Genomic DNA, 13,133 nt, shown 5'->3' with positions numbered 1-13,133 from the left:
GTAGTCTCCTATAAGGAAGCTGATTCGACCAACACCGGTCAAAATAGTTCTATCTATTTTTGAGACACCACACTAGCATTCGCTAGAAGAGCCTGAAATTGGCCGCAAGCCCTTATCTGGAAGGCGCCATCAGCTATCAACTCAAGAGCAACATCAGGCCAGCGCGCGCTGGATGATGATCTTCTGCACGTCGCTCGTGCCTTCGTAGATCTGGCACACGCGCACATCGCGGTAGATGCGCTCGACCGGAAAGTCGTTGACCACGCCGTAGCCGCCCAGCGTCTGGATGGCTGCGCTGCACACGCGCTCGGCCATCTCGCTGGCAAACAGCTTGGCCATAGCGGCTTCCTTCAGGCAGGGCTTGCCCGCATCACGCAGCGCGGCGGCGTGCCAGATGAGCTGGCGCGCCGCCTCGATCTGCGTGGCGCAGTCGGCCAGGCGAAAGCCCACGGCCTGGTGGTTGAAGATGGCGGTGCCGAAGCTCTCGCGGTCTTTGGAATACGCCAGCGCGGCATCGAACGCACTGCGCGCCATGCCCACGCTTTGCGCGGCGATACCGATGCGGCCACCTTCGAGCGCGCCCAGCGCGATCTTGTAACCCTCGCCTTCCGCGCCAATCAGGTTCTCTGCCGGGATGCGGCAGTTGTCAAAGTTGATCTGCGCCGTGTCGCTGCTGTGCTGGCCCAGCTTGTCTTCGAGCCGCGCCACCACGTAGCCGGGGTTGCTGGTGGGCACGAGGAAGGCGCTCATGCCCTTCTTGCCCGCACCCTTGTCGGTGACGGCGATGACGATGGCCACATGGCCGTTTTTGCCGCTGGTGATGAACTGCTTGACGCCATTGATCACGTATTCATCGCCCTGCTTGACGGCCGTGGTGCGCAGTGCAGAGGCGTCGGAACCCACATGCGGCTCGGTCAGGCAGAACGCGCCCAGCATTTCGCCGCGCGCCAGGGGCGTGAGCCAGTCGCGCTTTTGCTGCGCGTTGCCGTAGCGCAGCAAGATGGCGTTGACGGGGCAGTTGGTCACGCTGATGGCCGTGCTGGTGCCGCCATCACCGGCGGCGATTTCTTCCAGCACCAGCGCCAGCGTCACGTAATCCAGGTTCGCGCCGCCAAACTCTTCAGGCACGCAGATGCCGTAGGCTCCCAGCGCGGCCAGGCCCTGGTGGGCTTCTTTGGGGAAGTGGTGTTCCTTATCCCAGCGCGCGGCGTTCGGCCACAGCTCGGTCTGGGCAAAGTCGCGCACCGCGTCGCGGATCATTTCCTGGTCTTGTGTCAGCAGCATGGGTTGTCTCCAGAGTTGTTGTTCGTGATGAAGGGGCCTTACCAGTGCGTGGCACGGCGGCCATCGTGGTGCAGCAGGCGGCCCTTGTCAGCCGGGGTGACGCTGGCCAGCGTGCTGCGCAGGCCGCGCACGCTGTCTTCCACCGTCAGCGGTGCCGTGCCACCGCCCATGTCGGTCTGCACCCAGCCGGGGTCGATGGTGACCAGCGTTGCGCCGGGGTAGTTGTGCTGCGCCGCCGCCACGGCCATGTTCAGAGCCGCCTTGCTGGTGCGGTACAGCCACGAGTCGCTGCCCGGCACGCTGCCGATTTGCGACATGGACGATGAGAGAAAGGCAAACACCCCGCCCGCATCGGCCACCAGCGGAGCCACTTGCGGAATGGTCTGCATGGCGCCCAGCACGTTGGTGTGCATGACAGCATCGAAGTCTTGCTGCGTGGGCGGGGTAAGCGCGTTGGGGCGGCGGATGATGCCAGCCACATAGATCGCCAGGTCGAGCTTTTCACCATCGAGCTGCCAGGCCAGGCCGCTCACGCTGGCGGGGTGGGCCACATCCACCGTGAGCACGTCAGCGCCCAGGGCCTGCACGCGTTCGCGCCCCGCGTCGTCACGCACGGTGGCGATGACGCGGCGGCCGTCTTCGGTGTACTGGCGCACCAGTTCCAGCCCAATGCCGCGCGATGCACCGATGATGAGGATGGACTTCATGGCAAATATTTCAATCAAATAGGCCTCTAGCGCTTATCCAGAAAGCGCAAGCAGCTATGCTTTCGATAGCAAATCACTCAATGCGCATGGCCGGGGCGAGGCAAGAACCTTCAGTGGAGCAGGTAGCCTGCGTACTCAAAGTAGCCCGTCCAGGCCGGGTCGTAGCGCAGCTTCAGCTCCAGCGTGGCGGCTTCGTCGCGCAGCAGCAGCGGGGCCAGCGTTTGCTTGGCAAGCTGCTCGTCGCTCACATAGAACAGCGCTTGGCGGCGGCCTGCGCGCGCCAGGGTGAGTGCAGCCACGCCCAGTTGCGGCAGTTGCAGCAAGGTGGCGGCCTGCTCTTGCAGGTTTTGTGCGGCAGCCAACGCAGCGCTGTCAGGCACCGCCAGGTCGAGCGTGAGTGCGTAGGGCAAATCGGCGCGCATGGCCACGGCGTTGGCAGCCAGGTTGACCGCCACCACGCCTTCGTCGCTGCCCCCGGTTTCGGCATCGCCCTCAGGGTCGTCCACGGGGTTGCCTTCGTCGTCCACGGCGCAGTTGAATTCCAGCTCCAGCCCTTCCCACTGCGGCTCGCCTTGCGGGAAGTGGCCGGTGTGGCCCAGGGTCTGGGTCCAGAAGGCATCAAACACGGGGGGCAGCTGGCTCAGCGGCGTCCACGACACATCGGCGTCGTAGTCGTCTTCGCCCACAAAGTCCACCGCGCCCACTTTCACGGCGAAGTCGTATTCGCCCAGCACATGGTCCAGCATGATGAAGGTCATGTGCCGCGCGTGCTCGGCAAATTCAGCGGGGATGTCGCGGGCAAAGCGCAGTTCCAGCGCGGCCTGGCCGTTGTCGGGCTGCAGGGCCACCAGCACATCGGCGGTGGCCAGCTCAAAGCCATCCATGCCGATGGGGAAGTCTGGCTCGGCGGTGCGGGCACGGAAGGCCACCACGCGGTGGTGCCGCAGCTTGGGGGCGGCGTCCACCAGCTGCGTGAGCAGCGGAAACTGCTCGATGCTGCCGTGCGCGGTGATGATGAGGTCCACCACGGCGTCCTCCGGGTGGCCCTGCAACTCCAGGGCCAGGCCCTTTACATGCGCCTCCAGCAGGGTGTTGGCCTGCTCCACCCGCTCGACCAGGGGCTGCGCGTGCAGTGCAGCCTCCTGCGCGGAAAAGTCAGCCCAGAAAGCGGCGATGGCGGGGGAAGCGGGGTGCATGCAGGGGTCCGGTAAAAAATGAAGGAGCCGTAGTATTTCAGAAGCCGGTGGTGCCGCCACCGGACCTGGCTGCGGGGCCAGGCCAACGGTGTTGCGGCACCCCGTCTGCGTCAGACCAGCTCGATGGCCATGGCCGTGGCTTCACCACCGCCAATGCACAGCGTGGCCAAGCCCTTCTTCTTGCCACGGGCCTGCAGCGCGTGCAGCAGCGTGACGATGATGCGCGCACCGCTGGCGCCGATGGGGTGGCCCAGGGCGCAGGCGCCGCCGTTCACGTTCACCTTGTCGTGCGGCACCTTCAGGTCGGCCATGAGAGCCATGGGCACCACGGCGAAGGCTTCGTTGATTTCCCACAGGTCCACGTCTTCCACCGACCAGCCCGCCTTCTTGAGGGCCTTTTGTGTGGCGCCTACGGGGGCGGTGGTGAACCACTCAGGCTCTTGCGCGTGCGTGGCGTGGGAGACGATCTTGGCCAGGGGCTTGCAGCCCAGCGCTTGCGCGGTGGACTGGCGCATCAGCACCAGAGCAGCAGCGCCGTCGTTGATGCTGGAGCTGGCGGCGGCGGTGATGGTGCCGTCCTTCTTGAACGCGGGCTTGAGCGTGGGGATCTTGTCCAGGCGGATCTTCAGCGGGCCTTCGTCCTGCTCCACCGTGACTTCGCCCTTGCGGGTGCTGAAGGTGACGGGGGTGATCTCGGCCTTGAACGCTCCCGAATTGATAGCATCTTGCGCACGCTGGACGCTCGTCATGGCGAATTTATCTTGTTGTTCGCGGGTGAACTGGTACTTGGCGGCGCAGTCTTCGCCAAAGGTGCCCATGGAGCGGCCAGCTTCGTAAGCGTCTTCCAGGCCGTCGAGCATCATGTGGTCGAAGATCTTGTCGTGGCCCATGCGGTAGCCGCCACGGCCCTTCTTGAGCAGGTAGGGCGCGTTGGTCATGCTTTCCATGCCGCCGGACACCATCACGTCACGGCTACCGGCCACGAGCTGGTCGTGCGCGAGGATGGTGGCTTCCATGCCGGCGCCGCACATCTTGGACAGCGTCACCGCGCCGGTGCTGCGCGGCAAGCCACCCTTGAAGCCGGCCTGGCGTGCAGGCGCCTGGCCCTGGCCTGCCATCAGGCAGTTGCCGAACAGCACTTCGTCTACCTTCTCAGGGGCCACGCCGGCGCGCGCCACGGCGGCCTTGATGGCAGCGCCGCCCAGGTCGTGCGCAGCGAGGTCGGAGAAGTCGCCCTGGAACGCGCCCATGGGGGTGCGCGCTGCGCCGACGATGACGATGGGGTCTTGGTGGGGTGTAGGCATGGAAAGTCTCCTGAGTTGAAATGGGGTGATGGGAAAAGGCGGCCTGTGGTTTAGGCAGGCGTGTGAACGAAGCGGCGTTCCTGGTGGTACGGAAACACATCCAGCAAGTGGCCAGCCTGGATGCGCTCTTTGTGTTCTTGCCAGAAGGCGGGGTCCAGCAGGTCTGCGTGGTGCTGCATGAACACATCACGCACTTGCGGGCTGCCCAGCAGGAAGGGGCCAAAGGTTTCAGGGAACACATCGCGTGGCCCCACGGTGTACCAAATCTCGCCGCTCAGCTCGTCTTCTTCGTTGCGGGGCGCGGGCACGCGGCGGAAGTTGCAGTCGGTGAGGTATTCAATCTCGTCGTAGTCGTAGAACACGACCTTGCCATGGCGGGTGATGCCAAAGTTCTTCCACAGCATGTCGCCCGGGAAGATGTTGGCGGCCACCATGTCCTTGATGGCGTTGCCGTATTCGATGACGCAGCGCTCGATCTGCTGGCGCGCGTGCGGGTCATCGGGGCCTGCGTCCAGCGCCTCCTGCAGGTAGATGTTGAGCGGGATCATGCGCCGCTCGATGTACAGGTGCTTGATGATGACTTCGGTCTGCCCGTCACCATCGCGGTCGCTGATTTCGAGCTGGCTGGGGGCAAACTTTTCAATCTCGGCAATCAGCTCGTCGCTGAAGCGATCGCGCGGGAAGGCGACTTCGCTGTATTCGAGCGTGTCGGCCATGCGCCCCACCCGGTCGTGCTGCTTGACGAGCATGTACTTGGCCTTCACCTGCTCGCGCGTGGTGTCCTTCTGCGCGGGGTAGAAGTCCTTGATCAGCTTGAACACATACGGAAAGCTGGGCAGATCGAACACCAGCATCACCATGCCCTTGATGCCCGGCGCAATGCGGAACTGGTCGCTGGAGTGCTTGAGGTGGTGCAGAAAGTCGCGGTAGAACAGCGTCTTGCCCTGCTTGGCCAGGCCCAGGGCGTTGTAGATCTCGGCCCGCGGCTTGCGGGGCATGAGGCTGCGCAGGAACTGCACATAGGCGCTGGGCACTTCCATGTCCACCATGAAATAGGCGCGAGCAAAGCTGAAGAGGATTTGCAGGTCTTCCTCGCCAAACAGGGCTGCATCGATGGTGAGCTTGCCCTGGTGGTCGTGCAGGATGGGCAGGGCAAACGGCACTTCGGTAAAGCCGTTGATGATCTTGCCCACCAGGTAAGCACCCTTGTTGCGAAAGAACAGGCTGGTGAGTACCTGAATTTGGAAATTGGCGCGCAGCTTGACCTGGTCCAGCGCCAGCCGATCCTGCACGGCAGCCAGCACATGGTGGGTGTCCCGCTCCAGGTGGGCAAACGCGCGCTGCAGCTGGAAGTTCTCCACAATCGTGATCAGCGTCTGGTGCAGCGTTTCGCGCGTGGGGTAATAGGCCCGGAAGGTAGGCTTGGCCGCAGGCTCGTCGTTCTCAATGTACTCGGTGCTGACGGCAGGGCGCACAAAGATGAAATCGTTGTGGAAATGCGTGCGATGCAAGATCTTGCAGGTGACCGAGTTGAAAAAGGTCTCGGCCAGTTCAGGCTGGTGGTGGTTGACGAGCAGCCCGATGTAGTGGAACTTGGCCTGGTGCCACACCTCCATGGGCTGGCTGCCTGCGCCAAACTCCTTCTCCAGCCGCCGCACGCATTCCTTCACCCGCAGGTCATAAAACTCGATGCGCTCGCGCTGTGCCCGCTGCTGGCCCAGCCAGTCAGCGGTTTCAAAACGGTGCTTGGCACGGGCCGATTCGGTGCGGAAAAGGCGGTAATGGCGGTTAAAACCATCCATCATCGCCTTCGCAATGGCGTAGGCCAGCGGTGAGTCAAGCCGTTGGGGAAACATGGCTTCGCCGGTGGGAGCTGATCGCCGGGTAACCCTGGGCCTGCTCGGGTGTATTAACCCCGGCGCGTGGCGGCCACACCTGCGATGGCCGCGCGGTACAGAGCGTCCAGGCCTTCGGTGCTGTCTACCGTCATGTGCAGGTTGTTGATGAGCCCGTCCTTCAGGCCATAGCACCAACCGTGCAGCGTGACCTTCTGGCCCCGACCCCAGGCGTCCAGCATCACCGTGGTCTGCGCGATGTTGACCACCTGTTCGATGGCGTTGAGTTCGCACAGCACATCATGGCGCCATTGCGGCTCCACCGAGGCGATCAAATCACGATGGCGATCACGCACGTCGGTCACGTGGCGAATCCAGTTGTCCGCCAGCCCCACGCGAATGCCTTCCAGCGCAGCCAGTACACCGCCGCAGCCGTAGTGACCCACCACCATTAGGTGTTCCACCTTGAGTTGATCCACCGCGTATTGAATGGTGGACAGGCAATTCAGATCCGTTGGCACCACCACGTTGGCCACGTTGCGGTGAACGAAGACCTCACCGGGTTCCAGCCCGGTGATCTGATTGGCTGGCACCCGGCTGTCGGAACACCCTACCCACATGTACTTGGGCTTTTGCTGTGCCAGCAAGCTGGTAAAAAAACCGGGCCGTTCACGCTCCATCTGAGCCGCCCAGGCGCGGTTGTGTACAAACAGGTCGTCGATGGATGTGGGCATGGTGTCCTCAGGTCAGGTTCAATGGTGGTCAGCAGGTTTCGGCAAACAGCTCGCGGCCAATCAGCATGCGGCGGATTTCGCTGGTGCCGGCACCAATCTCATACAGCTTGGCATCGCGCCAGAGGCGACCCAAGGGGTACTCGTTGATGTAGCCGTTGCCACCAAAAATCTGTACGCCCTCGCCCGCCATCCAGGTAGCCTTTTCGGCGCACCACAAAATAACGCTGGCGCAGTCCTTGCGCACTTGGCGAACATGGTCCGTGCCTAGCATGTCCAGGTTCTTCGCCACGGTATAGGCGAACGAACGTCCGGCTTGCAGCACGGTGTACATGTCAGCGACCTTGCCCTGGATGAGCTGGAATTCACCAATGCTCTGGCCGAACTGTTTGCGGTCGTGAATATAGGGGATGACGTTGTCCATCACCGACTGCATGATGCCCAAAGGCCCTCCGGTCAGTACGGCGCGCTCGTAGTCAAGGCCGCTCATGAGCACCTTGGCACCTTGGTTCACACCACCCAGCACATTGGCCGCTGGGACTTCCACGTTGTTGAACACCAACTCGCCCGTATGGCTGCCGCGCATGCCGAGCTTGTCGAGCTTTTGCGCAATGCTGAAGCCTGGCATGCCCTTTTCAATGAGGAAGGCAGTCACACCCCGCGCACCCAATTCAGGCTCCGTTTTGGCGTACACCACCAAGGTGTCGGCGTCGGGACCGTTGGTGATCCACATCTTGCTGCCGTTGAGCAAGTAGTAGCCACCCTTGTCTTCGGCCTTCAGCTTCATGCTGATCACGTCCGAACCAGCGCCCGGTTCACTCATGGCCAAGGCGCCGACATGCTCACCGCTGATGAGCTTGGGCAGATACTTCTGCTTTTGGGCTTCGTTGCCGTTGCGGTTGATCTGGTTCACGCAGAGATTACTGTGAGCACCATAGGACAGCCCCACCGAAGCGCTGGCCCGAGAGATTTCCTCCATAGCCACCATGTGGGCCAGATAGCCCATCGCTGCGCCGCCGTACTGCTCGGGTACGGTAATGCCGAGCACACCCAAGTCACCCATGCGGCGCCAGAGATCCATAGGAAACTGGTCGGTCCGATCAATTTCTGCTGCACGAGGCGCAATTTCTGACTGGGCAAAGTCACGCACAGCATCGCGCAGGGCGTCGATGTCTTCGCCCAGTTGAAAGTTGAGGCCAGGAAGGTTGGATGGAAGGCTCATGGGTGTCTCCTTGTCAAAATGAATTGTTGTCAGTCGCGTAGCTGTTCTCGGCCCGATACCGCCATCAAGGTGCAGGCCATCGTGGCGACCAGCTTTTCTTGCTCGCCTTGCAAGGCAAAGGCGCGGCCTTCGCACACAGTGATCGTGCGCCCTGGTTTGAGCACACGTCCCTCCATGCGAAAGCGCTCTCCGGCAGAAGGCGCCAGCAAATTGATTTTGAATTCAATGGTGAGGACGGCAGCGTCTTCTGGCATCAAGGTCAAGCCGGCGTACCCGCAAGCGGAATCGAGCGCTGTGGCAACAACCCCTGCATGCAAAAAACCATGTTGTTGCGTCAGACCTTCGGCCCAGTCAAGAGCGATATCAACGACTCCAGGCTCAACCAACTGAAGGGAGGCTCCCAAGGTTGCCATCACCCCTTGCTTGCGAAAGCTCTCTTCCACTCGCGCTTTGTACGCGAGATGCTTGGGCTGAAAAGCGTTAGCTGTCACGGCACCCCCAAAAAATTGACGTTTACGTAAACGTCAATTATGGATCATTTTTGCTTTTCTGACTTTGCCAGTAGGGTGCGCGCTTCTTTTTCATGCTCTCGCACCTCTTCCAAGTTGGCCTGTAGATCGGCCAACTGCGCTTCCAGCTGCTTGCGGTGCACCGTCAATACATCCAGAAACTTGCGAAGCTGCACGCCGGTGTCTCGCGGGCTGTCGTACAGGTCAATGATTTCCTTGGCCTCAGTCAGGGAGAGGCCCAAGCGCTTGGCGCGCAGCGTCAGCCGCAGTCGGGTTCTATCTCGGGGGCTATAGATACGATTTCTCCCCCCCGCGCCCGTGCGCTCTGGCTGTAACAGCCCCATGTCCTCATAGAAGCGAATAGCCCGCGTTGTCAGATCAAACTCTTTGGCAAGATCGCCAATTGTGTATGTGGTCGCCATGAAAAAGGGAAGCCCAAAGGAAGTTCGAAAAAGACTGAATCCGCTATGACCTTTACGTCAACGTTAATCGTACAGCAATGACGGTACTGTGCTTCCTCGACTTCGGAGCTTGGGAAAAGCTCAGACCGAAGAAGACGAGAAACTAGGGGAGGAGGCACATGTGGGTACAGAGGCTCTGAGATCACGAACTGAAGGATATACAGACATCCGGAAGCGGACCCCCTAGGCGACAAAGCGATTCGACAGTCCAATAGCGCTTACCTTAACCAGCAAGGCGTGGAAGGCGTTTGGGAAGGGGGAGCTGGTGGTGTTTAGCGAGGGCAGGAGGCTGGAGGTGTAGGCCGGTCCAAAGCCACCGAGCACAATCGCAGCGCCATGGACTACGGGCTGTGCGGCCCGTTAGCCTGCCAAGCAGGTGTCACCCTTGGTATTCTTTCGTCCCCAAAGCAAAACGCCCCTGTACTCGAATGAGCACAGGGGCGGTTTGGGCTGTAAGAGCCTGACGATGACCTACTTTCACACGGGAACCCGCACTATCATCGGCGCAAAGTCGTTTCACTGTCCTGTTCGGGATGGGAAGGAGTGGTACCAACTTGCTATGGTCATCAGGCATAACTTGGTGCTGGGCTGTTTTTGTGAACAGCCTGGCGAATTCATAGAGTTTGGAATCAGATTTTGTATTTGACTGCGTCTAACTTGGCATAACAATCTTTGAGCTTTTGCACTGAAGTGCATTGGCTATCAAAGTTATAGGGTCAAGCCGCACGAGCAATTAGTACTGGTTAGCTTAACGCATTACTGCGCTTCCACACCCAGCCTATCAACGTCCTGGTCTTGAACGACTCTTTAGGGGGCTCAAGGCCCCGGCAGATCTCATCTTGAAACGAGTTTCCCGCTTAGATGCTTTCAGCGGTTATCTCTTCCACACTTAGCTACTCGGCAATGCCACTGGCGTGACAACCGATACACCAGAGGTGTGTCCACTCCGGTCCTCTCGTACTAGGAGCAGGCTTCCTCAAATCTGCAGCGCCCACGGAAGATAGGGACCAAACTGTCTCACGACGTTTTAAACCCAGCTCACGTACCTCTTTAAATGGCGAACAGCCATACCCTTGGGACCGGCTACAGCCCCAGGATGAGATGAGCCGACATCGAGGTGCCAAACACCGCCGTCGATATGAACTCTTGGGCGGTATCAGCCTGTTATCCCCAGAGTACCTTTTATCCGTTGAGCGATGGCCCTTCCATACAGAACCACCGGATCACTATGTCCTGCTTTCGCATCTGCTCGACTTGTCAGTCTCGCAGTTAAGCACGCTTATGCCATTGCACTATCGTCACGATGTCCGACCGTAACTAGCGTACCTTCGAACTCCTCCGTTACGCTTTGGGAGGAGACCGCCCCAGTCAAACTGCCTACCATGCACTGTCCCCGATCCAGATAATGGACCTAGGTTAGAACCTCAAACACACCAGGGTGGTATTTCAACGTTGGCTCCATGAGAACTAGCGTCCTCACTTCAAAGCCTCCCACCTATCCTACACAGATCTGTTCAAAGTCCAATACAAAGCTACAGTAAAGGTTCATGGGGTCTTTCCGTCTTTCCGCGGGGAGATTGCATCATCACAAACATTTCAACTTCGCTGAGTCTCAGGAGGAGACAGTGTGGCCATCGTTACGCCATTCGTGCAGGTCGGAACTTACCCGACAAGGAATTTCGCTACCTTAGGACCGTTATAGTTACGGCCGCCGTTTACTGGGACTTCAATCAAGAGCTTGCACCCCATCATTTAATCTTCCAGCACCGGGCAGGCGTCACACCCTATACGTCCACTTTCGTGTTTGCAGAGTGCTGTGTTTTTATTAAACAGTCGCAGCCACCGATTTTTTGCAACCCCTTTGGGCTCCCTCTGTACGAGTTCACCTACTTGGGGCATACCTTCTCCCGAAGTTACGGTATCAATTTGCCGAGTTCCTTCTCCTGAGTTCTCTCAAGCGCCTTAGAATACTCATCTCGCGCACCAGTGTCGGTTTGCGGTACGGTCGTCAATAGCTGAAGCTTAGTGGCTTTTCCTGGAAGCAGGGTATCACTCACTTCGTCTGCAAGCAGACTCGTTATCACCCCTCATCTAAGCCCGGCGGATTTGCCTACCAGGCACGACTACAGGCTTGAACCAACATATCCAACAGTTGGCTGAGCTAACCTTCTCCGTCCCCACATCGCACTATTGATCGGTACAGGAATATTGACCTGTTTCCCATCAGCTACGCATCTCTGCCTCGCCTTAGGGGCCGACTCACTCTACGCCGATGAACGTTGCGTAGAAAACCTTGCGCTTACGGCGAGGGGGCTTTTCACCCCCTTTAACGCTACTCATGTCAGCATTCGCACTTCTGATACCTCCAGCATCCGTTACCAGACACCTTCACAGGCCTACAGAACGCTCTCCTACCACGTGCAATAAATTGCACATCCGCAGCTTCGGTAACTGGCTTAGCCCCGTTACATCTTCCGCGCAGGACGACTCGATCAGTGAGCTATTACGCTTTCTTTAAATGATGGCTGCTTCTAAGCCAACATCCTGACTGTTTTAGCCTTCCCACTTCGTTTCCCACTTAGCCAATTTTAGGGACCTTAGCTGGCGGTCTGGGTTGTTTCCCTCTTGAGTCCGGACGTTAGCACCCGGTGCTCTGTCTCCCAAGCTGTACTCTGCGGTATTCGGAGTTTGCATAGGTTTGGTAAGTCGCCATGACCCCCTAGCCTAAACAGTGCTCTACCCCCGCAGGTAATACTTGAGGCACTACCTAAATAGTTTTCGGAGAGAACCAGCTATTTCCAAGTTTGTTTAGCCTTTCACCCCTATCCACAGCTCATCCCCTAGTTTTGCAACACTAGTGGGTTCGGACCTCCAGTACCTGTTACGGCACCTTCATCCTGGCCATGGATAGATCACTTGGTTTCGGGTCTACACCCAGCGACTGATTCGCCCTATTCGGACTCGATTTCTCTACGGCTTCCCTATTCGGTTAACCTTGCCACTGAATGTAAGTCGCTGACCCATTATACAAAAGGTACGCAGTCACCCTTGCGGGCTCCTACTTTTTGTAAGCATGCGGTTTCAGGATCTATTTCACTCCCCTCCCGGGGTTCTTTTCGCCTTTCCCTCACGGTACTGGTTCACTATCGGTCGATTACGAGTATTTAGCCTTGGAGGATGGTCCCCCCATATTCAGACAGGATTTCTCGTGTCCCGCCCTACTTTTCTCTAACTTAGTACCACACGTCTGTTTTCGCATACAGGGCTATCACCTGCTATGGCCGGACTTTCCATTCCGTTTTGCTAACAGTCGTGCTATCACTAGAAGGCTCTTCCGATTTCGCTCGCCACTACTTTCGGAATCTCGGTTGATGTCTTTTCCTCGAGCTACTGAGATGTTTCAGTTCACCCGGTTCGCCTCGCATACCTATGTATTCAGTATGCGATACCTCTTGCGAGGTGGGTTTCCCCATTCAGAAATCTCCGGATCAAAGCTTATTTGCCAGCTCCCCGAAGCTTATCGCAGGCTATCACGTCTTTCGTCGCCTGTAATCGCCAAGGCATCCACCACATGCTCTTAGTCACTTGACCCTATAACTTTGACATCTCTTGCAAGATATCGCCGTCATCTCAAGGACTTGTCAGGTCTTTCACCTGACGCGTTATGCCGCAATGTGAATAATTCTTCGACTCCAGACATTTCTGCCTTTCATCTGAGAACATTCGTCATTACTGAATTTCAACTAGCTTTCGCTTATTGAATATTCGTTTTGACGCAATCAAAAAATTGTCATCAGAGGCACGGTCTGCACTAAACCTTTACGAATGTGCAATTTCCTCTGACAACTCTGATTCGACTCTATGAATTTTTAAAGAACAGCCGA

At 58.6% G+C, this 13,133-nt stretch carries 9 protein-coding genes and 2 rRNA genes; all 11 read right to left on the bottom strand.

The features are described 5' to 3' along the window. Positions 1-153 precede the first annotated feature (153 nt). Entirely contained in the window at positions 154-1,284 is a 1,131-nt protein-coding gene (locus tag BDD18_RS11880; protein WP_142083376.1) for an acyl-CoA dehydrogenase family protein, read from the bottom strand. 38 nt (positions 1,285-1,322) lie between these two features. Then, positions 1,323-1,991 (bottom strand): SDR family oxidoreductase, encoded by a 669-nt coding sequence (locus BDD18_RS11875; protein WP_142083374.1) that lies wholly within the window; start codon positions 1,989-1,991, stop codon positions 1,323-1,325. A gap of 110 nt (positions 1,992-2,101) precedes the next feature. After that, positions 2,102-3,187, bottom strand: a complete 1,086-nt coding sequence (locus BDD18_RS11870; protein WP_142083372.1) for a DUF695 domain-containing protein — start codon at positions 3,185-3,187, stop codon at positions 2,102-2,104. Positions 3,188-3,297: 110 nt separating this feature from the next. Further along, complete coding sequence (locus tag BDD18_RS11865) at positions 3,298-4,491, bottom strand: acetyl-CoA C-acyltransferase (RefSeq protein WP_066690642.1); 1,194 nt, start codon at positions 4,489-4,491, stop codon at positions 3,298-3,300. 50 nt (positions 4,492-4,541) lie between these two features. Then, the gene (gene aceK, locus BDD18_RS11860) at positions 4,542-6,347 is read right to left on the bottom strand and encodes a bifunctional isocitrate dehydrogenase kinase/phosphatase (RefSeq protein ID WP_142083371.1); all 1,806 of its coding nucleotides are present in this window, start codon (positions 6,345-6,347) and stop codon (positions 4,542-4,544) included. A gap of 53 nt (positions 6,348-6,400) precedes the next feature. Further along, on the bottom strand, positions 6,401-7,060 hold the full coding sequence (gene can, locus BDD18_RS11855; RefSeq protein ID WP_066690647.1) for a carbonate dehydratase: 660 nt from the start codon (positions 7,058-7,060) through the stop codon (positions 6,401-6,403). Positions 7,061-7,088: 28 nt separating this feature from the next. Beyond that, a complete protein-coding gene (locus tag BDD18_RS11850) occupies positions 7,089-8,279 on the bottom strand; it encodes an isovaleryl-CoA dehydrogenase (protein WP_066690655.1) in 1,191 nt (396 codons plus the stop codon). Positions 8,280-8,308: 29 nt separating this feature from the next. Continuing rightward, positions 8,309-8,692, bottom strand: a complete 384-nt coding sequence (locus BDD18_RS11845) for a PaaI family thioesterase (RefSeq protein ID WP_082758569.1) — start codon at positions 8,690-8,692, stop codon at positions 8,309-8,311. 122 nt (positions 8,693-8,814) lie between these two features. After that, positions 8,815-9,210, bottom strand: coding sequence for a MerR family transcriptional regulator (locus BDD18_RS11840; protein WP_044396927.1), 396 nt, complete (start codon positions 9,208-9,210; stop codon positions 8,815-8,817). 497 nt (positions 9,211-9,707) lie between these two features. Beyond that, positions 9,708-9,820 (bottom strand): 5S ribosomal RNA (gene rrf / locus BDD18_RS11835). Between the two features lie 141 nt (positions 9,821-9,961). Further along, positions 9,962-12,840 (bottom strand): 23S ribosomal RNA (locus BDD18_RS11830). Positions 12,841-13,133 lie beyond the last annotated feature (293 nt).

Origin of the sequence: Acidovorax temperans, from assembly GCF_006716905.1 — a bacterium.
GTDB classification, from domain to species: Bacteria; Pseudomonadota; Gammaproteobacteria; order Burkholderiales; family Burkholderiaceae_C; genus Acidovorax; species Acidovorax temperans.
Note: the sequence above shows the minus strand (reverse complement) of the source record. Positions and strands in the feature narration are given on the sequence as shown.